The sequence below is a fragment of the Polyangium sp. 15x6 genome (assembly GCF_029960785.1).
Taxonomy (GTDB): domain Bacteria; phylum Myxococcota_A; class Polyangia; order Polyangiales; family Polyangiaceae; genus Polyangium.
Genome location: NZ_JASBQE010000048.1, coordinates 28038 through 48507, shown reverse-complemented (window position 1 = coordinate 48507; position 20470 = coordinate 28038). Strand labels below are relative to the sequence as shown.

21 protein-coding genes are annotated in these 20470 nt (G+C 69.5%); 11 read left to right on the top strand and 10 right to left on the bottom strand.

What is annotated here, in order from left to right; all coding sequences use genetic code 11:
• Positions 1-65: 65 nt before the first annotated feature.
• On the bottom strand, positions 66-1661 hold the full coding sequence (locus tag QHF83_RS30230; protein ID WP_282421451.1) for an NAD(P)-binding protein: 1596 nt from the start codon (positions 1659-1661) through the stop codon (positions 66-68).
• A 13-nt stretch (positions 1662-1674) separates the two neighbouring features.
• Entirely contained in the window at positions 1675-2340 is a 666-nt protein-coding gene (purN, locus tag QHF83_RS30225; RefSeq protein WP_282421450.1) for a phosphoribosylglycinamide formyltransferase, read from the bottom strand.
• Positions 2341-2412: 72 nt separating this feature from the next.
• On the opposite strand from purN, the gene QHF83_RS30220 reads away from it, so the two are divergent.
• Positions 2413-3342: an esterase-like activity of phytase family protein gene (locus QHF83_RS30220; RefSeq protein WP_282421449.1), complete on the top strand. Its 930-nt coding sequence runs from the start codon at positions 2413-2415 to the stop codon at positions 3340-3342.
• A 46-nt stretch (positions 3343-3388) separates the two neighbouring features.
• Here the strand turns inward: QHF83_RS30220 and QHF83_RS30215 are convergent, their stop codons facing one another.
• A complete protein-coding gene (locus QHF83_RS30215; RefSeq protein ID WP_282421448.1) occupies positions 3389-4090 on the bottom strand; it encodes a serine/threonine-protein kinase in 702 nt (233 codons plus the stop codon).
• Between QHF83_RS30215 and QHF83_RS30210 the strand changes: the two genes are divergently transcribed.
• From QHF83_RS30210 to QHF83_RS30195, 4 genes are all read left to right on the top strand, one after another.
• On the top strand, positions 4089-4352 hold the full coding sequence (locus QHF83_RS30210; protein ID WP_282421447.1) for a hypothetical protein: 264 nt from the start codon (positions 4089-4091) through the stop codon (positions 4350-4352). The two genes, QHF83_RS30215 and QHF83_RS30210, sit on opposite strands and share 2 nt — an antisense overlap.
• A 32-nt stretch (positions 4353-4384) precedes the next feature.
• Entirely contained in the window at positions 4385-4819 is a 435-nt protein-coding gene (locus tag QHF83_RS30205; protein ID WP_282421446.1) for a hypothetical protein, read from the top strand.
• Positions 4816-5337, top strand: coding sequence for a hypothetical protein (locus QHF83_RS30200; protein ID WP_282421445.1), 522 nt, complete (start codon positions 4816-4818; stop codon positions 5335-5337). Before QHF83_RS30205 ends, QHF83_RS30200 begins: the two co-directional genes overlap by 4 nt.
• A 227-nt stretch (positions 5338-5564) precedes the next feature.
• Positions 5565-5801 (top strand): hypothetical protein, encoded by a 237-nt coding sequence (locus tag QHF83_RS30195; protein ID WP_282421444.1) that lies wholly within the window; start codon positions 5565-5567, stop codon positions 5799-5801.
• 10 nt (positions 5802-5811) lie between these two features.
• On the opposite strand, the gene QHF83_RS30190 is transcribed toward QHF83_RS30195, so the two are convergent.
• Positions 5812-6672: a PAS domain-containing protein gene (locus QHF83_RS30190; protein WP_282421443.1), complete on the bottom strand. Its 861-nt coding sequence runs from the start codon at positions 6670-6672 to the stop codon at positions 5812-5814.
• 85 nt (positions 6673-6757) lie between these two features.
• Complete coding sequence (locus tag QHF83_RS30185) at positions 6758-7219, bottom strand: hypothetical protein (protein WP_282421442.1); 462 nt, start codon at positions 7217-7219, stop codon at positions 6758-6760.
• Between the two features lie 182 nt (positions 7220-7401).
• Here QHF83_RS30185 and QHF83_RS30180 point away from each other — a divergent pair, with 182 nt between their 5' ends.
• Both QHF83_RS30180 and QHF83_RS30175 read left to right on the top strand, forming a co-directional pair.
• Positions 7402-8091, top strand: a complete 690-nt coding sequence (locus QHF83_RS30180; RefSeq protein ID WP_282421441.1) for a hypothetical protein — start codon at positions 7402-7404, stop codon at positions 8089-8091.
• 94 nt (positions 8092-8185) lie between these two features.
• Positions 8186-9631, top strand: a complete 1446-nt coding sequence (locus tag QHF83_RS30175) for a cytochrome P450 (RefSeq protein ID WP_282421440.1) — start codon at positions 8186-8188, stop codon at positions 9629-9631.
• Here QHF83_RS30175 and QHF83_RS30170 read toward each other — a convergent pair whose 3' ends face one another.
• Positions 9632-10489: a phosphatase PAP2 family protein gene (locus QHF83_RS30170; RefSeq protein ID WP_282421439.1), complete on the bottom strand. Its 858-nt coding sequence runs from the start codon at positions 10487-10489 to the stop codon at positions 9632-9634.
• Positions 10490-10529: 40 nt separating this feature from the next.
• On the opposite strand from QHF83_RS30170, the gene miaA reads away from it, so the two are divergent.
• Positions 10530-11507, top strand: coding sequence for a tRNA (adenosine(37)-N6)-dimethylallyltransferase MiaA (miaA, locus tag QHF83_RS30165; RefSeq protein WP_282421438.1), 978 nt, complete (start codon positions 10530-10532; stop codon positions 11505-11507).
• Between the two features lie 4 nt (positions 11508-11511).
• On the opposite strand, the gene QHF83_RS30160 is transcribed toward miaA, so the two are convergent.
• Positions 11512-12495 (bottom strand): hypothetical protein, encoded by a 984-nt coding sequence (locus tag QHF83_RS30160; protein WP_282421437.1) that lies wholly within the window; start codon positions 12493-12495, stop codon positions 11512-11514.
• A gap of 131 nt (positions 12496-12626) precedes the next feature.
• Here QHF83_RS30160 and QHF83_RS30155 point away from each other — a divergent pair, with 131 nt between their 5' ends.
• Positions 12627-13736, top strand: coding sequence for a M14-type cytosolic carboxypeptidase (locus tag QHF83_RS30155; protein WP_282421436.1), 1110 nt, complete (start codon positions 12627-12629; stop codon positions 13734-13736).
• A gap of 14 nt (positions 13737-13750) precedes the next feature.
• Positions 13751-15280 carry a glycosyltransferase family 39 protein gene (locus QHF83_RS30150; RefSeq protein WP_282421435.1) on the top strand — a complete coding sequence of 510 codons (1530 nt, stop codon included), beginning with the start codon at positions 13751-13753 and terminating at the stop codon, positions 15278-15280.
• Positions 15281-15286: 6 nt separating this feature from the next.
• On the opposite strand, the gene QHF83_RS30145 is transcribed toward QHF83_RS30150, so the two are convergent.
• Genes QHF83_RS30145 through QHF83_RS30135 form a run of 3 tightly spaced genes read right to left on the bottom strand, consistent with a single transcriptional unit; the run spans position 15287 to position 18061 of the window.
• Positions 15287-15913 (bottom strand): hypothetical protein, encoded by a 627-nt coding sequence (locus tag QHF83_RS30145; protein ID WP_282421434.1) that lies wholly within the window; start codon positions 15911-15913, stop codon positions 15287-15289.
• Positions 15910-17118, bottom strand: coding sequence for a methanobactin export MATE transporter MbnM (locus QHF83_RS30140; protein WP_282421433.1), 1209 nt, complete (start codon positions 17116-17118; stop codon positions 15910-15912). Before QHF83_RS30140 ends, QHF83_RS30145 begins: the two co-directional genes overlap by 4 nt.
• Before the next feature lie 4 nt (positions 17119-17122).
• Positions 17123-18061, bottom strand: a complete 939-nt coding sequence (locus QHF83_RS30135) for an MbnP family copper-binding protein (protein ID WP_282421432.1) — start codon at positions 18059-18061, stop codon at positions 17123-17125.
• Between the two features lie 203 nt (positions 18062-18264).
• On the opposite strand from QHF83_RS30135, the gene QHF83_RS30130 reads away from it, so the two are divergent.
• Positions 18265-20421 (top strand): thioredoxin domain-containing protein, encoded by a 2157-nt coding sequence (locus QHF83_RS30130; RefSeq protein ID WP_282421431.1) that lies wholly within the window; start codon positions 18265-18267, stop codon positions 20419-20421.
• Positions 20422-20470: the final 49 nt, after the last annotated feature.

The window sequence follows — 20470 nt, the reverse complement described above, 5'->3', positions numbered from 1 at the left end:
CCGGCCGATTCACCCCCGAGGGAAGATCGCTCCGCGAGCTTCCGCGCATCGAACGGTTCGATGCGCTAGCCGATCTCGACCTTGCTCCACATGTCGCGGCGCATCTTCTCCTTGCGGCGGTCGGTCCGCGTGACGAGCCGTGCCGCGCCCCACGCCGCGAGGAGCTGCCCCTCCTGTCCGAGGCCCGGAAGGACGCTGCGACCGACGAGCAACGTGCGCTCGATCGGCCCCCGGATCGGCTCGCCGCCGAGCCCGAGGTATCCCGGCGGATCGACGTCGAGCTGCCGCACCATCGGCTCCGCCGCGGTCGTCGCGCCCGTGAGCGAGGCTCGATCCACCGAGCGAAATCGGCCGTCCTCGTACACCCAGACCGGCAGGCCATCGTGCACCGAATCGACGACGCGCAGGTGACGCTCGAGGAACGGCAGCTCCGCGGCGAGCGTCGACAGCACCACCTCGCGCATGCCGAGCAGCGGGATCGGACTCCGATCGGGCAAGAGCACTTCGGCGACGAGCAGCGACTCGCCACGCACGCCGGGCATCGCGTGGCGCTCCAGGTGAATCACGGGGCGTAATGCGCCCGGCGGCGCGCTCGAACGAGGGCCCGCGGCCGCGGCCGTGCGTGCAGCATTTCGGAGCGCGGGACGATCGCCGGGCAACACGAAACTCTCCACGCCGAGCGGCGCGGGCAAACCTTCGTCGCGCACCACGAGCGACACGACGAACCTGCCGACCGACGACGTGATCCGTGGCCACTCGCGCTGGGCGCGCTTGTGGATGCCCTCGCCGCCGGAGAGCGCCGCGAGGCCTTCGCCGTCGAGATCGCTGATCACGAAGCTCGCGCCCGTCGGCCCCTCGTCGCCGTCGACGATCACGCCCGCCGCCGACCCGCGTCGCAAGTGGAGCGCCCGCGCGCGGGCCGACAGCACGCAACGACCGCCGTGCGCGGCGATGCGATCGACGAGGAACTGTTCGAGCTCGTCCTCGCCGCCCGGGAGCGTGTAGAGGCCACGCGTCCACGCGCCATGCAGGCGAGCGACCGCGAACGGCGGCGGCAGCGTGGCGAGGTCGGTCGCGAACGACACCGACGACGTCACCACCTGCCGGAAGAAGTGCCCGCGCGGCAGCTCGACCAGGAGATCCGCGTCCGGCTCGGCGCGCACGTACGGCAGCATCGCCGCGTATCGCCCCGTCTCGCGCCGCTCCCAGAACGTGCCCGGCGGCCAGACCGCGTCCCTTTCGAACGCCTCGTCCGCGGCGCCGTTCACACGGGCGAGCTCGGCGTAGAGATCGTCGACCACGCGGCGCACCTCGGGCATCTCGCGATCGATCTCGCGGCCGAAGAGCACGAGGTCGGGCGGGATGTCGAGCCTGCGCCGCGGCGCGAGCACCTGCATCATGGGGCTGGCCGCGACCACGCGCCGCTTCCACGTCTGCGACTGCGCGAGCTCCACGAGCACGCGCGTCCACGCGGGCGAGCTCGCCGCGAGCATCGTGAACGCGCGCCTCTGCAGCGTACGCTCGCCGAGCTTGTAACTCGCGGGCCTGCCGCCCTGACCGAGCACGAGCACCGTGAAGTCGCGCCGCGCGAGCAGCGCGGCCGTCACCAGGGCGCCGAGCGATCGGCCGAGGACGACGACGTCGAAATGCTTCGAGGTCACGACGCGCTCTCCCTCAATCGTCCGTCGCCTCGACGCCGAGCGCGCCCGGGACGCCCAGGAGCTCCACGCGCGACCTCGCCGCGGCCGTGGCCGGCGGATGCACCGTGAGATGTCCCGCGGCGATCGCGGCGAGCACGTGCACGAGCAGCGCGTGCTCGCGGGCGAGGATCCGCTCTGACAAACGCTCCTCCGTGTCGTCCGGCAGCACCGGCACCGCGGCTTGCGCGAGGATCGGCCCCGTGTCCGTCCCGACGTCGACGAGGTGCACCGTGCAGCCCGTGATCCGCACGCCGTGCGCGAGCGCCTGCGCCTGCGCGGACACGCCCGGGAACGCGGGCAAGAGCGACGGATGGATGTTGATCACGCGGCTCGGAAACGCGTCGAGCAGCACGTTCGTCACGATCCGCATGAAGCCCGCGAGCACCACCCACGTGACGCCGGCTTGCTCGAGCGCGGCCACGAGCGCGGCGTCGAACGACGCTCGGTCCGGGTGATCTTTGTGGCTGATCACGACCGTCAGCACGCCGGCTTCGCGGGCGCGGTCGAGTCCCAGGGCGCCTGGGCGGTTCGAGATCACCAGGCGGACGCGCGCGTCGAGCTTGCCCGCGGCGATCGCGTCGAGGATCGCCTGGAGGTTACTGCCGCGGCCGGAGATGAGCACACCGAGGTCGAGGGTCATCGGGGCGTGGCATCGTAGCCGAGGATGGGGGACGCGCATCGCCCGCGCGCTCGATCCGGATATCATCGCGGCGTGCGACCTCGTTTTTCGTGCCCCCTTTTCGCGGCCCTCTTGCTCCCGCTCGCGTGCCAGTCGTCGCGCTCCTCGCCCGTCCCGGCTGGAGACGGCGGCACGCCGCGACAGATCCTGGTGACGGGGACCGACGAGGTGGGCCTCTCGTCGCTCGCGGTCGGCCCCTCCGGCGCGCTCTTCACGATGACGGAGAGACAACCCCTCCTCGTCGAGCTTTCGCCGAGCGGCGCCGTCACCCGCAAGACCCCGGTGAGCGGCGTGCCCGAGGGCGTCGATTTCGAGTCGCTCGCTTGGCTTTCGGGAGAATCGTTCGCGATCGGCACCGAGGGCGGCTGCTCGAAGACGGGCGCGGATCGAATCCTCCTCGCCACGCGCGACGGTGATTCGGCGCGCGTGACGCGCACGCTCGACGTCCCGCTCTCGGCATGGGGCGCGACGTGTGATTCGGGGCATGGCATCGAGGGCCTCTGCGCGGCGGCGGGTCAGCTCGTCGCGGCGATCGAGGACGCGATCGACGGCGAAGGCAAGGCGCGGTATGCGCCGATCGAGCGCATCGACCCGGCGACGGGCGACCGGGCGGCGTTTCGTTTGTCGCTCACGAGCACGAAGGACGAAAAAGGAAAAATCTCCGGACTCGATTGCCGCGCGCAGGGGACGGATCGAATCGAGGTGCTCGCCATGGAGCGCCATTTCGCGGTCTCGCGCATCCTCTCGTTCACGCTCCCCGCGAAGGGCCCGGGGACGACGACGCCGATCGAGCCCCGTGTCCTCGTGGACCTCGCGCCGCACACGAACGGCGGCAAACGCAATTTCGAGGGCATCGTCTGGAAAGACGAGACCCACGCGCTGCTCATCGTCGACAATCAATATGGCGACAACATCTCCGGGCCGAACGAGCTCTTCGAAGTGACGCTGCCGGCGGCGCCGTGAATCTCGTTTTTCCGGGCACGGCACCTGCCATCGAATTTCACCGAAATCAGCCCGATCCCCCGCGCCCGAGCATCCCCACGAGCGACAACCAGAGCTCCTTCACCGTCGGATACCGTTGCTCCGGCTCGATCGCGAGCGCGCGCCCCACCCATCCGTCGATCACCGCCGGCAGGTCCGGCCGGAGCGCGTGCAGGCTCGGCCGCTTGCCGCGCGAGCTCATTTTCACGACGTCGATCAGCGCCTCCGCGGGGAACGGCACCCGGCCTGCGAGCATGCGGAAGATCACAGCGCCGAGCGCGTACACGTCAACCGCGGGCGTGATCCGATCCGGCCGGCCCTGCCAGCCCTCCGGCGCGATGTACGACGGCGAGCCCACGACGAACCCATCCTGCGTGAGCGGCGTCGATACCGACAGCACCTTCACGAGACCAAAATCGAGCAGCCGCACCGGCCCTCGCGCCGTCGAGTCCAGCACGAAGATGTTCGCCGGCTTGATGTCGCGATGCACGATCCCACGCTGGTGCGCGACGTCGAGCGTGTCCACGATCGGCGAGATGAGGTCGAAAAGCTTCGATCGCGGCAGCCTCCCCACGTCGCGCTCGTAGTCGACCAGATACCGCTCGAGATCTTTGCCGCGGAGCAGCTCCATCACGATGTACATCTGCCCCGCCTTCGTGCGGTTCAGCGCGAAGATCTGCACCGCGCTCGTGCCCGACAGGGCGCCCATCGCGCGCGCCTCCCTGCGCATGCGCGTCGCGAAACTCGGGCTCGTCCGCCACCTCGGGACGCAAAAACTTGACGGCCACGGGCGCGCCGATGTCGAGATCCTCGGCCTCGTAGACGGTTCCGTGCCCGCCTTCTCCGATCCGCCGCAGGATGCGGTACTGCCCGTCGATCACCTCGTTCACCTGAAACATCCGCCGCTCCTCCGCAGGCCGCACGGCCAAGGCGAGACCACGACAGGCATCGTACACGGAGCGCTGGACTTGTCAGGACCGTGTGTACAGTAACCCCCCATCCGACGCACAGCTTGGAGCCCCTCATGCTCGAACGACGTTTCCACTTCCTTTCCTCGCATCCCCTCGCCCGCGCCGCCGTGCTCGCGGCACTCACCCTGTTCGGCGCGGCTTGCGGCGCCAAGGTCGTCGTCGATGCCGAAGGCGAAACCGGCGGCGGCGGCACCGGCGGCACCGGCGGCGCGGGCGGCACCGGTGGCCTGGAGTGCGGCGAGGAGCCCAACGTCGGTAAGATCATCGCCGTGTGCGTCTCCATGGGCGGCGGCGACTTCTGCCCCCCTGCGGGCTCGACCCTCGGCCTGCTCACGACGCTCGCCGACGCGGCCGGCATGTGCGCCGAGACGAACCCCACGGCCTGCTGCAACCAGCCCGCGTTCCGCCAGGTCGTCTGCGATTTGCCGCCGCAGGACGACGAGTGTTGTTACCACGTCCATTACATCCCGAACGTGGTTTGTCCGTGAAGCTCGATCGGGTTCTCCTCCTCGCCGCGCTCGTGCTCGCGGGTGGCTGCGCCCCCGCGCCGCCGCCTGCGCGCGCCGCAGAGAGCCCGCAACCCGCTCGCGACGCCCCTCCGGAAGACCTGCTCCTGCTCGCGGATCTCCGTGTGCTGCGCGGGGACGAGCCGGTCGTCGTCCTCCACCGCAACGGCTTGCTCGTGGAGCGCGGCGAGGCGCTCGGCATCCTTCATTCCAATGGTGTCTTCGTCGATCTCGGCGGCACCCTCGAAATTCGTTTGAGCCCCGACGGTACCGTCCCGACGCCCTCAGGGACGCTGTTCATCGACGAAGGCGGGACGGCGACGTTCCGTCTCCCGGAGGTCGAACCCGAGGTGCTACACTTCGACGCCGAGGGCCGCGTCGCCGGCTCGAAGACGCCCCTGCGCGTCGAGGGGCTCACCCTGCGCACGCGCCGGACCGCGATGTTCGCGCTCCTCCTGCCGGATCTCCTCCGCCTCCGGCGCCACAACACGATCAAGTAAACCACATCCTCGCACTCGGACATTTCCTGTCCGATCCAGGACCGCATTTCGCTGGAAATCGCGGGCGCCTGCGGTAATCTGTGCGCCGTTCCAACGAAGAACAACACGCTGCTCGGCGACGCGCGGCGTGACCCAACGGCGGATCATCGAGGGGGGCCGGGTGAGAGGCGCGGAGAGCGCCCCCGCCGCTTCTTTTTTTCGATCCGCCCTCACATCAGGAGGTCCTCGTGACGCTCGCGATGCATCATTTCGACGGCGTTCGTATCCGCATGCCCATGATCGTGGCAGCCATCGCTGCTTTCGTGCTCCTCAGCGCCGTGCTGCTCGGCGTTGCCTCGTGGATCGTGGACTCGAACCGGCATTCCGCTGCGGGGAGCGTGCAGACGTCGAGCGCGTCCGCCCTGGACGCGCCCGATCCGGCGCGCCTCCTCGAGGATCGGGGCCGCCCCGGACGCCGGTACTGATCCACATCCTTCACATCCCCGGGGGGGGATTTTTCGCACGCATCGAACGGGGGCGCTCGCCCGAAGGCGCCTCCGTGCCGGCCCAGGCCCTCCCGCGCATGGCGTAGGCGACGCCCGCTTGCAGCGTCGCGCGCGTGACCACGTCGCCCATGTTGGCGCCGAGCTGCACCAGAGTCTGCGCGACCTCCGAGCGAATGCCGGTGATCACGACCTGCGCCCCGAGCAGCGACACCGCCCTCGCCGCGCGCAAGAGGGCATCGGCGACCTGCGTGTCCACCACCGCGACGCCCGTGATGTCCAGGATGGCGACGCGCGCCTGCGTCCGGCCGACGCCGTCGAGGAGCGTCCCGATCACCTGCTCGGCGCGGCGTGTATCGAGCGACCCGACGAGCGGCATCACGAGCACGTCGTCCGTGATCGGGACGAGCGGCGTCGAGAACTGCGCGAGCGCCGCGGCCTGCTCCTGGATGAGCCGCTCGGCCTCCTTGCGTTCGCTCACGTCCTGCCACGAGCCGACGAACTCGACGGGCCGCCCCTCGTCGTCCTTCACGAGCACGATCTCGTCGTACACCCACAGCCATTGACCGTTTCCGTGGCGGAAACGGTATTCGTGCGTCTGGTGTCCGTGCTCGAAGCTCCCCGCGAGGTCGGCGAGCAGCTGGGGCGCGTCGTCGGGGTGGATCCGATCGGTCCAGAACGCCGGATCACGCAGGAATTCTTCCGGCTGATATCCGAATTGCGAGCGAACGTTGTCGCTGATGTACGTGCACACGAAGTCGAGCGTGCCCGCATAGAGAACCACGCGACTTGCGTTGAGGAGACGCTCGATACGCGTCTGCGTGAGCGCACCGTCGAGGGACTTCTGGGTCACGGTATGACGAGTACCACCGCGCACGTCCCGATCGCAAGGGCCGTTTTTTGGCGTTCAAAACGTTATCGTGTGGACGCACGCGACGTCAATTCAATGGCGGGGGACGGGAGCCGCGCGACATCACGCCCTGCGCGCCGCGTCGTATCGCCTCGATGTAGGCCCGCGCTTCCGACTCGGTGGCGATGAACTTGAACGGGGTCGAGGCGCGCGCGGGTCGGAGCAAGCGGGCGGCCTTGATCGCGAGGTTCGAGATCGCGCGCTGCTGGAAGTTGCCGCCGTAGATCGCCGTGCCCTGCAGGTTTCTGGCCGTATCGGATTCGATCGCGAGCTTGCGCGCCTCGGCGTGTACGTGCCCCATCCGCGCGATGCCCGCGAGCCAGAAGACCGGCCCACCCACGTGCGCGACCCCCGTTTGGATCAGCTCGAACATACGCCGCATGTCTTCCACGGCGACGTCGCCGACGTTCCGGATGTGCACGATGTCCGGCGCCTCGAAGCGATAGACGTGCTCCCCGAACGCCTCCCAGTCCGTATTCGATAGCGCCATGCAATCCCGATTGCGGGCGCTGTGCCCACCGGCACAGGATGAGCCGCTCGCCGCGACCGTGTCAAGCCCCGTTGACGTACGGGCGCCCCCATTGTAATCGGGCCGCCGACGTCGTCCGCGCCTCGCACCCGAAGGCCCTTGCGCCGAGGCCCGTTGCGCCGAACGGACACGAAACAAGCCCCATGCGTACGTCCTTCCTGCTCCTCCTCGCCAGCCCGATGCTCTTCGCCTGCCGCGACGCCGCGCCCGACGCCACGAAAACGCCCGCCGAAGGCACGGCGACGACGGCGACGACGACGGCGACGAGCGCGGCCGAGCCGCCCGCCGCACCACCCGCGAAGACCGCCCCAGAGCCGGCGGCGCCCACGACGAAGCCTGCCGCGCCGACGCAGGGGACGAAGGAGCCCGGGGACACCGCGCCGGAAGCGTTCGAGGGGACGACCGCGGCCGTCGAAAAGAAGATCCCCGAGGTCCACACGGTCGAGCTGCGCTCGGTCCGGGCGGGCCGTCACGCGGGATTCGATCGGACCGTATTCGAGTTTTCGGGCGCATTGCCCGGCTACCGCGTGGAGTACATCGACAAACCCGTCCGCCGCTGCGGCACGGGCGACCCCGTGACGATCGCCGGCGAAGGCCGGCTCCGGGTCCGGATGACGCCGGCGCGGGCGCACGACGACACGGGCCGCTCGACGCTGAGCCCGGTCGAGCAACGCCCGAAGCTGCCCGTCTTGCTCGAGCTCACGCCCACGTGTGATTTCGAGGGTGAGCTCACCTGGGTGCTCGGCGTCGGCTCGCCGAATCGATATCGCGTGCTCGAGCTCCGGGATCCTCCGCGGCTCGTCGTCGACGTCAAACACGGCCGCGCCCCTTGACGCGCCTCGGAGGCGCTCCTACCGCCGGTGCGGGCGGGAGAGCGCGCGGGGGCGTACGGCCGCCCCGCGCCGCGGCGCGCTCGGAGGGAGGACCATGAAGACCGTCGAAGACATCCCGGTCCTGTCGGGACAAACGTTTTCCGGCCACGCGAAGGAGTTCCGGACCACGCAGGCCGCGATCTTCCTGCGCCTCGCGCGCGAGCTCGGCGACGTCGGGCAGATTCGATTCTTCAACTTCCCGCTCGTCGTCCTCTGCTCGCCCGAGCTCGCGCACGAGGCGCTCGTGGAAAAGCAGAAGAGCTTCGAGAAGAGCATCGCCACGAAGATCATGTTTTACCCCTTCGCCGGCCGTGGCCTCTTCACGAGCGAGGGCGAGCCGTGGCGCAAGCAACGCAAGCTCATGGCGCCCCTCTTCCACCCGCGCGCCATCGACGGATATGCGCCGATGATGAACGACGTCATCACGCGTTGCCTCGACGACTGGAAGGACGGCGAGATCATCGACGCCGGGCGCGAGATGACGCGTATCACCATGGGCGTCGCGGCCAGGGTCCTCTTCGACGCCGACACGCTCGACGAATCCGACGAGATCAGCGACGCGGTCCGGACGATGTTCAATTACCTCGGCGACCAGACCGGCAGCGTCTCGATCGTCGTGCGCGCGACGCTGGTCCAGCTCCTGCTCCAGCTACCAAACCTCCCCGCGCCGCTCGAACGCGCCCGCGAAGCCACCGTCGAGGCCCTGAGCCAGCCCGTCCCCGTGCCCACGGCCGAGCGGCGCAAGCTCTTCGCCGCGGTCCGGACCCTCGACGATCGCATTCAACGCATGATCACCGATCGCCGGCAGAAAGGCGGTGACCGGCCCGACCTGCTCTCGCGTCTGCTCGCGGCCCGCGACGAGGACGACGGCTCGTTCATGACCGATCGCCAGGTGCGCGACGAGGCCATGACGCTGTTCATCGCCGGCCACGAGACGACGGCGACGTCGACGACCTGGTGCCTCTACTTCCTGGCGCGTCATCCCGAGGTCAAACGTCGCTGGAAGCAGGAGGTCGATGGCCTGTCCGGAAAAACCCCGACCGCCGCGGACGCGCCCCGGCTCGAATACACGCGCGGCGTCTTCCGGGAAGCGCTGCGGTTTTACCCGCCGGCCTTCGCCGTCGATCGTGTCGCCATCGAGGACGTGGAGGTCGGCGGATTCCACCTGCCCAAGCTGACGTCGATCATCGTCCCGATCCACGCGATCCACCGGCGCGAGGCGATCTTCCCCGAACCGGAACGATTCGATCCGACGCGCTTCTCCCCGGAGAACGAGGCGAAGCGGCCGCGCGGCGCCTACATGCCGTTCGGCGCTGGCCCGCGCATCTGCATCGGCGCGACCTTCGCCACGCTCGAAGCCGAGCTCTTGCTCGCGCAGATCGCCCAGCGCTTCGATTTCGAGCCCGTGAGCGACGCGCCGATCGGCCCCGATTACGCCGCGGCCCTCCGGCCCGAAAAACCCGTCCTCCTCCGCGTCCGCGCGAGGCGCGCCGCGAACTGATCACCAGATCCCGCTGAAGCCCACGAGCGGCCCGCCGCCGGGCAGCGGGCTCGCCATCATCCCCGAGAGCCGCGCCCCTGCTGCGTCTTTGCTCGTCGTCGGCCGGTGCAGCCAGGGCACCACGAACCCGACGGCCGATCCCACGATCGCGCCGATCATCACGTCCGTGAAATAATGTTTGTCCGCGGCCATGCGGAAATACCCCGTGGCCGTCGCGATCGTGAGCCCCGTGGCCCAGATCCACGGCGCCGCGCGATATCCCTTCAGCGTGGCCACCGTCCCGCTCGCGACCGCCGCGGAGAACGTGAACGACGTGTGACCGGAAAAAAAGGACAAGTTGTTGTCGCGGCTGTCGCGTTCGTCCGGGTCCACGGAGCCGTATTCGAGCAGCGGGCGCTCCCGCCCCACGGAAAACTTCACGATCTGGGTTAGGTCCGCGGCCACGACCATCGACTCCAGAATGACGAGCGCGTCCTTCCCCCACTCCGCGAGCGTGCCGCCCGTCGCGTACACGACCGCCGCGTCGAACCCGAACGCCGCGAGCGGGGCGAGCCCGTACAGCCCGACGTCGCTGATCCGGGCCGCCGTCTTCGTATTGCTCCAGTGGACGGCCCTCGCGATCGAATCGTCGATCCCCGGCGGGCTGCACCACCGGCACGAAGCCGGCGCGATCTTCGATTTCAGGACCTCCGTCGTGATCCACGCCGCGCCGCCCACGGCCGTCACGGTGAGATCGATCGGCAGGTTCACCTGCATCATCGGCCGGCCGGGCGGAGGCTCCTCGGCCGAGGCCACCCCCGGCGCGGCGAGGGACGCGACGAACACGAACGAAAGCAGGAAGCGCGTCATGGAGGACATCCGGAGATGCTACAGGAAGTCCCCTCGCGAGCCCCGAACGATGCGCCCGAACGATCGTGACACCCAAAACGACCCGCCCCCGGGTGATGCCGACGAGCCCCGCGAGCCCGCCCGCGCGGCCCCGTCGTGGCGCACGATCGAGCCGCCGCGCGAGGGCGAGCTCCTCGTCGTCGTCGGCCCGACCGCGAGCGGAAAAACCGAGCTCGCGATCCGCCTCGCCGAGCGCTTCGGCGGCGAGATCATCAACGCCGACAGCGTCCAGATCTACCGCGGCTACGACGTCGGCTCGGGCAAGCCCACGGCCGAGGAGCGCGCGCGCGCACCGCACCACCTCGTCGACATCGCCGACCCGCTCGTGCCCCTCGACGCGCAGACCTTCGCCGAGCTCGGCGAGCGCGCGATCGAGGACGTCAAGCGCCGCGGCCGCGTGCCCATCGTCTGCGGCGGGACGTTCCTCTGGATCAAATCGCTCGTCTACGGCCTCGCCCCCGCGCCCCCCGCCGACCCCGCGATCCGCGCGCGCCACGCGGCCATCGCCGAGGCCGAGGGGCGCGCGGCCCTGCATGCGCGGCTCGCCGCCGTCGACCCCGAGAGCGCCGCGCGGCTCGCGCCGAACGATCTCGTCCGTGTGAGCCGCGCGCTCGAGATCCACGAGCTCTCGGGCAAGCCGCAGAGCGAGTGGTTCGCCGAGCACGGCTTCCGCGACAAGCGCCACGACGCGCGCCTCGTCGGCGTCGCCTGGCCGCGCGAGACGCTCGACGAGCGCATCCGCGCCCGCGTCGCGAGGTGGCTCGAAGCCGGCTGGATCGACGAGGTGCGCGCGCTCCTCGACGCGGGCCACGCTTCGGCGCGGCCCATGGGCTCGGTCGGATACAAGCAGGTCCGCGCGCTCCTCGAAGGCGAGCTCCGGCGCGAGGAGCTCGAAGACACGATCGTCCGCGCGACGCGTGTCTTCGTGCGCCGGCAACGCACGTGGCTCCGCGACGAGCCCGTCCTCTACGTCGCGCTCGACGCCTGAGCGATCACGCGCCCTTGTCGCTGATGTCGAGCGTGACCAGCACCGAGAGAAGCGCCGGCCCCTTCGAGGCTTCGAGCTTCTGCTCCGCCTCGCGCACTGCCTCGGCCAGGAGCTCGCGCGCCGTCTTCCGATCGGGCGTCGATCCCCGCCGCTCCACGCTGATCCGCGTGAGCGGCAAGGCCCCCTCGGAGGCGAGCGTCTGCGTGAGCGAGATACGCTTCGTGCCGGCCGACCGCGGCCGCGTCGCGCTCGGCGGCGTCGGCGCGGCGCGCGAGGCCTCGATGCGCACGTCCGCGGGCGCCACCACACTCGCGAGCACCGCGCTCTTCGGCAGCCCGCCTTCCTCGGCATGGCCGTGCAACGCGGCTCCTTCGGCGCTCGGCGTCCCGCTCAGGAGATACGCCTGCGCCGCGCCTGCCACCATGCGGAGCTCCACCGAGAGCGACCTCCGCATCTCGTCCTGCCGCAGGATCGAGCGCGCCTCGCGCAGATACTTGGACGCCGAAAGATCCGCCTTCTCACGCCCCGCGAGTTGCTTGAGCACGCCGAGCACGAGCGGATCGTCGAGCGTCTCGATCGAGTCGTCCGCGGCGCCGAGGCTCGCCTGCACCGCCGACGAGCTCGTCTCGAGCCGCGCGGCGGCGAGCGCCTCGACGATCTCGCGCGCATCGCGCAGCGTCTTGCCGGCGAGCGACTCGCAGAGAGCGCGCGCGCTCCGGGCCGTGCGCAGCCTGTCACAGTCGTGGTCGATGCCGAGCTCGGTCGCGCGCGCTTCGAGCGCCTCGACGAGCTTGCGCGCCGCGGGCAGGATGGCGCGGACGACCTCCAGCACCTTGCGCCCGAGCTCTTCCAGGGCCTTCGCGGAGAGCGTGCGCTCCGTCAGGCTCACGCCGAGGATCCCCGTCCCGAGAACGACGGCCCGCGCCCATGTCGTCGGCTCCGGCAGGGAGCCTGCGCTGCTGTCGATCCCCGTCCTGCTCTTCGCCATTCGACCTCTCCGCGGCGAAGTATAGGCGAAAGGCCCCGCGCTGGGGCCCGTCGCCGCCCCGCGGGGTTCGGCCGGCGCGCCCGCCCACGATCGCTCCCCGCTCGGCCGCCGTTCGTGGCATGATGCATTTCATGCACGTCGACGCGGACCTCTGCGGCGGAAGCATTGTCGGGACCGGCCACCGGCACGGGACCGAGGCCGAGCTCTCCTTGCGCGCCGACAGCGCCGCCGGCATCCGGCAATGGTTCCATTTCCGCGTTCGCGGCGCGCGCGGCCGTGACGTCGAGCTCACGATCACCGACGCGGGCCAGGCGATGCACCCCGACGCCTTCCACGGCTACCGCGCGCTCGCATCGTATGACCTCGAACGATGGTTCCGCGTCCCCACCGATTTCGACGGCCGGCGCCTCGTCCTCCGGCACCGCCCCGAGCACGACACGGTCCATTATTCGTATTTTGCTGCCTATCCGCTCGAGCGCCTCGGCTCGCTCCTCTCGGTCGTCGATCGCAACCCGCGGGCGCGCGTGCGGTCGATCGGCGCGAGCGCCGAGGGCCGCCCGATCCCCCTCGTCGTCTTCGGCGAGGAGGCCCCGGGCAAACGACGCCTCTGGCTCGCGGGGCGCCAGCATCCCGGCGAGACGATGGGCTCGTGGTTCGTCGAGGGCGCGCTCGCCCGGCTCCTCGCCGAGGACGACCCGGTCACGGACACGCTGCTTCACGAGGCCGTGGTGTACGTCGTGCCGATGGTGAACCCGGACGGCAGCACGCGCGGCAATTTCCGCACGAACGCGGCCGGGCGTGACCTCAATCGTGAATGGCAGGCGCCGAGCCCCGAGGCGAGCCCCGAGGTCCTCGCCGTGCGCAGCGTCATGGAGCAGACCGGCGTCGACCTCTTCCTCGACGTGCACGGCGACGAGCACGCCGACGTCGCCTTCGCCATCGGCTGCGCGGGAAACCCTGGCTACTCCGAGCGCCTCTACGAGCTCGAACGACGCTTCGCGCGGAGCCTCGCCCGGCGCGACGGCGGTTTTTCTTCCGAATTCGATTATGGCGCGGACGACCCGGGCAAGGGCGATCTGCGCATCGGCAACAACTGGGTCGGCGAGCGCTTCGATTGCTTGTCCCTGACGATCGAGATGCCGTTCAAGGAAGGCCCGAGCGGCTTCGGGCCCGATCGTGCCGAAGGGCTCGGGCGCACCTCGCTCGAGGCCGTGCTCGAATCTTTGGGCGTGCTGCGCTAGGGTAGCGCCCCTCGATGCTCGCTCGGCTCCTCACCCTGTGGCGGCGCCTCCCCGCCTTCCTCGGCCGCGTCCTGCCCTGGCTCGTCGGCGTCGGCGCCGTCGCGTACGTCGGCATCTATCTCGTGCTCGCGGTCCTGCACCTCCGGTATCCATTCGAGCTCGAATGGATGGAGGGCGGCGCGGTCGACCACGTGCGCCACATCCTCTCGGGCAAACGCCTCTACGACCGCCCCACGATCGATTTCGTCCCCTTCATCTACACGCCGCTCTACTTCTACGTCTCCGCGGCGGTGAGCAAGCTCTTCGGCGTCGGGTTTTTCTCGCTGCGCCTCGTCTCGCTCCTCTCCTCGCTCGGCTGCATTGCGCTCATCGGGCTCTTCGTGCATCGCGAGACGAAGAGCCGCGTCGCCGCCGTCCTCGCGGCGGGCCTCTTCGCGGGCACGTACCGGGAGAGCGTCGCGTTCATGGATATCGCGCGGGTCGACTCGCTCGCGCTCCTCTTTTTGCTCCTCGGCCTCTACGTCCTGCGCTTCCGCGAGGGACTCGGCTTCCGGCTCCTCGCGGTGGCCCTGTTCCTGGCCACGTTCCTCACGAAACAATCGATGCTCGTGGCCGCGGCGCCGCTCGCCGCGTATGCGCTCTTCGCGGACGGCTGGAAGCGCGGGCTCGGGTTTGGCGTGGCGCTCTTCGGCACCATCGGCCTCTCGATCCTCGCGCTCGATCGCCTGCACGGCGGCTGGTTCCGGTATTACGTCTTCTTTTTGCCCTCGCAGCACCCGAACGTGCCGGCGATGTGGGTCGATTACTGGATCGAGGACCTCTTCGCGCCGCTCGCGGTCTCGTTCGCGACGGCCCTCTACTGGTTCGCGGCGTCGGGCGAGGACGCGCGCAAGGCGCGTGTCTTCTGGTTCTTCGCCGCGGCCGGCGCGCTCGGGACCTCGTGGGGCGGGCGCCTGCACGCGGGCGGCTGGCCGAACGTCCTCATGCCGGCGTTCTCCGTGCTCGCCATTCTCTTCGGAATGGGCATCGGCACGGCCCTCGAACGCATCGCAGAGGCGCCGGAGGCCCTCCGCGCGCGCCTGCGCGCCGCTGCGTTCGGCGTCGCGGCCCTCCAGCTCGCCTGCGTCGTCTACAACCCTCGGCCCCTCGTGCCCTCGCGCAGCGACGAGCAAGCGGGCCACGCCTTCGTGAAGAGGCTCGCCCAATTGCCTGGCGACGTCTGGGTCCCGGCGCACGGCCACCTCTCGACGCTCGCGGGCAAGCGCCCGTTCGCGCACGAAATGGCGATGCAGGACATCCTCGGCATCGGCGGCGGCCCGGCGGGCACCGCGCTCCGGGACGAGCTACGCGAGGCGCTGAAGACGCAGCGCTTCGGCGCGGTCATACCGGACACCGATTTCTACAAGAAAGAGATCAACCTGTTTTACCAGCGAAACGAGAAGGACCCGCCGCTCTTCGGGGGAAACGATTTCTTTCCGGTGACGGGGATGCGCACGCGGCCGCGGGGGGTGTTTCATCCGCGGCCTCCGGCGCAGCGACGGTGACAGGGTTCACGGCCCGATCGAAAACGTCACCGCCTCCCCCGTGAACGGCCCCGCGTCCTGCGCCACGCGATTGTCCTCGAAGATCGCGTTCGTCACGACGAGCGTCACCGGCTCCCCGGTGAGCGCGAGCTTCGTCCACGTGGCCGCGTCGAACGTGTACGAGAGCTCCGTCGTGAAGACACGCACGAGCTCGGGGCTCTTCGGCGTCGAGAACACGAGCAGATACGCGCGGCCGTTCACCGGCGCCCCGTGCGCCCACGCCTCGCGCGGGCCGAACAACGAGGCGATCGCCTTCGCGGCCCCGACAAACCTTTCTCCGGCCGAGGGCGCGCGCGACGCGGAGGAGCCGCTCACGTGCCATTCGATGGTCGGCGGCACGTCCTTCGGCAGCGTCGCGCCCGCGGTCGGCGTGTCGACCACCGCGGCTTGTGTCGGATCCGTCTTCGGCGTGGCCAAAAGCAGCGCCTCGAGCGCCTCGTCCGTCGCCACGCCTGCGTAGATCACGCCTGTCAGGTCGGGCTCGTTCGTGGCGGGCGGGTTCTCCGTCCCTCCTCCGCACGCGCCCACGCTCGTCCCGACGAACACCACCCCCGCGAGCGCCACGATTCCTGCCATTCGTCCGATCTTCTTCACGGCATTCCTCCCGCGCTGTCCTGCTTCCACGGGTCCGCGAACCGTGGATCGACGAGCAGCGCCTCGTCCGTCAGCGACGCGAGGAAAGCGAGCACGTCGGCCTTCTCCGCCTCGGTCAACGTGAACCCATTGATGAGCTCGCTCTTGTACGGGTTCGTGCTCCCCACGCCCGCATAGGGCCCCTCCGCGATCGTGCGCCCGCCGGCCGCGTAATGGTCGAGCACCTCGCCGAGCGTGGCGATGCTCCCGTCGTGCATGTAGGGCGCCGTGAGCGTGATGTTGCGCAGCGTCGGCGCGCGGAACCGGCCCATGTCCGTGGAGACCTGGGTCACCTCGTAGACGCCTCGATTGTTCTCCGGATACGCGCCCGTGCCGCCGATGTTGTAAAGGCCGGTGTTGTGGAACATCGTCTCGGTGAACGTGGTCCCGTCGTGCTCCACGGAGTCGGAGAAATTGAAGCCGCCGTGGCAATGGAAGCACTCGAGCTTCTCCGAGAAGAACAGGTCCTTGCCGCGCTTCTGGGCCTCCGACAGCGCCATCGAATCGCCGCCGTAGTTGTACCGATCCCAGGCCGATCGATAGGAGATCACGCTGCGCTCGAACGCGCCGATCGCCCGGACCACGTTCGGAAGCCGCACGGGGTCTGCCTCGTCCGGAAAGACCTTCGGGAAGAGCGCCTGGTACACCGGATCTTCGCGCAATCGTTCGAGCAGCACGTCTTCTTTCCCCGCGAGCCCGAGCTCGACCGGCGTCTCGCCGAAGAGCGGCAGGAGCGCCTGCTCTTCGAGCTCCGTGATCAAGGGGTTTGCCCAGGTGAGCGTGGACAGGTAGCCCACGTTCACGATCGACATCGAGCCCCGGGGGTGGACCTCGCCCGTCGATCCGAGCCCGCCCGCGCGCCCGTCCGTGAACGCGAGCTTCTGGTCGTGGCACGAAGCGCAGCTCTGCGTCTCGTTCCCGGACAAACGTTTGTCGTAGAACAGGCGCCGGCCGAGCTCGACCTTGTCGACCGTCATGGGGTTGTCCGCGGGGATCTTGGGCTTGGGATACCCCGCGGGCAGGCCGAAATCCCAGGTCGCGGGGATCTCCGGCGGAGGCGCGGGCGGCTCCCCATCCTCCCCGCCGCAGCCGGCGAAGGAGCCGAGGAGCAAGAGGGCGACGAGAGGCCCGCGCGCGGCCGCGGTGAGGAGGGAGGGGATTTTCATGGATTCACTCCGCCGTGAAGAGCTTCTGTTCGTCCGGATGAACCGATCCGTCGTCCACGTGAATGCCGAGCCGACCCATGATGGACTTGCATTCGGTGTCGTCGGCTCCCGCCATGCAGCCCGGCGCGCCGTCCACGTTCTGCGAGAGGTCGCTGTCCGCGACGAGCGCCGCGTAATCGACGACGATCTTGCTCTTCAGCGGATCGAAGCCCGTAAGGCGCACCTCCGGGCGATTCGGCCGATCGCACGCCGTGACCGCGCCCGACGCGTCCTCCGTGCACCCCGTGCTGCCGATGTGCACGTTGAACGCCCCGCCGCCCGCCGCCGTCGGCGCCGCGTCCACGCGGAGGAACTTGTACCCGCCGTTCCAGTTCCAGAACAGCGCGCTCAGGTTGAGCGGCGAGGGCGCCGCCGACGCGTCGCCGTGGTTCAGATCGAAAGGCACGCCCACCTTGAATGCGATGCCGGTGTAGGTCACGTCCTCTACCTGGCCGCGAATCACGCCGTTCGTCTCGCTCGTGCCGTTCGCGCAGGCGCCCGTCTTGTTCTCGAAATCGAGGAGCGCCAGGCTCTCGTGTTGCCAGAGCCCGTCCTGTGTGAGCTCGACCGGGACGTCGCTGCCATCCGTGCGCAGGAGGCGCACGTCGTGCACGTAGAGACGAAAATCGGTGATCCTCACCTCGGTGGACGCGCTTCCCGTGGTGAAGGTCTTTCCACAATCGAATACCTCGTTTCCGACGCGCCCCTCGAAAGCGAGCTCCACGTCGATGCGGCCCGGCCCGCCGCCGCCCGGTCCGCCGCCGCCTGCGCCGCCTGCGCCGCCCGATCCGCCGTTGCCCCCGTTGCCGCTGTCTCCGTCGCCTCCGCCGCACCCTGCGACGAGCGCCGCGCCGAGCGCCACGATGAGCCACCATCCTCGCGAAGTACCAAGTCTACAAGCCACGTGTCACCTCCGTCCGAAAGCCATGAACCCGTTTCCGCGTCCAGGCAATGCGACAAATTGATGCATCCCCCGTGCCACGAGGCTCCGGGCTTTCCTTCGCGTGCGCGGCGCCATTGACGGAACGTCCTCGGGCATGTTGAAGCCGCGTGGATCCGCGCGCAAGCCGCGTGCGTCGCGACGTCGTTTCCTGTAGGGTGCCGGCCATGCTCGTGAAGCTCTTCCGAATCGGGTTCGTGACGGCCCTCTCGGCCGCGACTGCCTGCGGCCAGGCGCCTCCGCCCCCGGCTGCGACGCCCGGCGCCGAGTCCCAGGGGACCGCCGACAAGGGCGCAAACACCGCCACCGCTGGAAAGGGCGCCGAAGAAGCCGCCCAGGGCGCCGACAAGGGCGGCGCGCCCCGAGGCGCGGCCGAAGGCGACGGCGAGAGGATCGGCGTCGCCGGCGGCGCCTTCCGCGGGGCGAACGACGACAACCCCGGCAGCGGTTTCCCCGTGCGCACCGTCGCCCCGGCCGAGGCCGGCACGTGGACCGGCGGAAACGAGGTCGACACGGGCGAAGGCGCGAAGAGCCCGGTGCCCGTCACGGCCGCGGATCCGAGCTGGGGCAGCCCCAAGGCGCCCGTCACGATCGTCGCGTTCTCCGACCTCGAGTGCCCCTTCTGCGCGCGCGCCTCGGGCACGCTCGCGGAGCTCGCGAAGATCTACGGCAAGGACCAGCTCCGGATCGTCTGGAAAAACTTCCCGCTCCCGTTCCACAAGAACGCGCGCCCCGCGGCCGAGGCGGCGATGGCCGTGTTCAAGCAGAAGGGCGCGCCCTGGTTCTGGGCTTATCACGACGCGCTCTTCGCCGGCCGGATCGACCCGCAGGTCATCGACGGCTCGCTGCCGCGGGGCATCACGCGCAAGACCGTCGACGCGACGCTCGCGAGCGGCGAGATCGGCAAGAAGATCGACGAGGACATCGAGCTCGGCAAGAAGATCGGCGTGACGGGCACGCCCGCGTTCTTCATCAACGGCGTGTTCCTCTCCGGCGCGCAGCCGATCGACAAGTTCCGCGCGATCGTCGACGAGCAAATCGCGGCCGGGCGCAAGGCGACGGCGGGCGGGACCACGCCCGAGAAGGTCTATGCGACGCTCTCGGCGAAGAACTACCAAAAGCCCGAGGATCGACCCGGATTCGCCGGCTCGGCGGCCGCGGCCGAGGACACGAAGACGGTCTGGCGCGTGCCCGTCGACGGCTCGCCGGCGCGGGGCAAAAACACGGCGCTCGTGACGCTCGTGATGTTCACGGATTTCCAGTGCCCGTTCTGCGTCAAGGTGACGCCGACGCTCGAGCAGCTCGCCCGCGATTACGGGGACAAACTCCGGATCGTGTACAAGAACAACCCCTTGCCGTTCCACAAGGACGCCGAGCCCGCGGCCGAGCTCGCGCTCGAGGCGCGCGCGCAAAAGGGCGACGCGGGGTTCTGGAAGGCGCACGACCTGCTCTTCGCCGCGAACGGCAAGCTCGCGCCCGAGGACCTCGAGGGCATCGCGAAAAACCTCGGGCTCGACCTGAAGAAGGCGAGCGACGCGATCGAAAAGAAGAAGTACAAGGACCGCATCGAGCAGGACCAGGACCTCGCCGACGACGTGCAGGCGAGCGGCACGCCGCATTTCTTCATCAATGGTCGCCGCCTCGTCGGCGCACAGCCGATCGAGAAGTTCAAGGCGCTCATCGACGAGGAGATCACGAAGTCGGAGGCGCTCGTCAAGAAGGGCACGCCCGCGGCGAAGCTCTACGACACGATCATCAAGGACGGCAAGACGACGACGCTCGAGAAGGTGAAGGCGATCCCCGCGTTCACGAAGGAGAACCCCACCCGGGGCCCGGCGAACGCGAAGGTCACCGTGCAGATCTTCTCCGATTTCGAATGCCCGTTCTGCAAGCGGGTCGAGCCCACGCTCGCCGAGCTCGAAGCGGCCTTCCCGGGCAAGATCCGGTTTGTCTGGCGAAACAAGCCGCTCCCGTTCCACAAGAACGCGATGCCCGCGGCGCTCGCGGCCATGGAGGCGTACAAGCAGAAGGGCAACGACGGCTTCTGGAAGATGCACGGCGCGTTTTTCCAGGACCAGACGCAGCTCGACCGCGCCGGCATCGAGCGGACGGCGACCGCGCTCGGGCTCGACGGGCAGAAGGTCCTCGCCGCGGTCGACGGCCAGACGCACAAGGCGCTCATCGACGCGGACATCAAGGCCGGCGAGGATGTGGGGATCACGGGCACGCCCGCGTTCGTGATCAATGGCTATCTGGTCTCGGGCGCGCAGCCGCTCGCCAAATTCAAGAAGGTCGTGAACCTCGCGCTCAAGGAAGCGAAGTAACCGCCGCGGGGCGGGCCCGCGTCGGGTTTTCGACGAGGCCCGCCTCGTG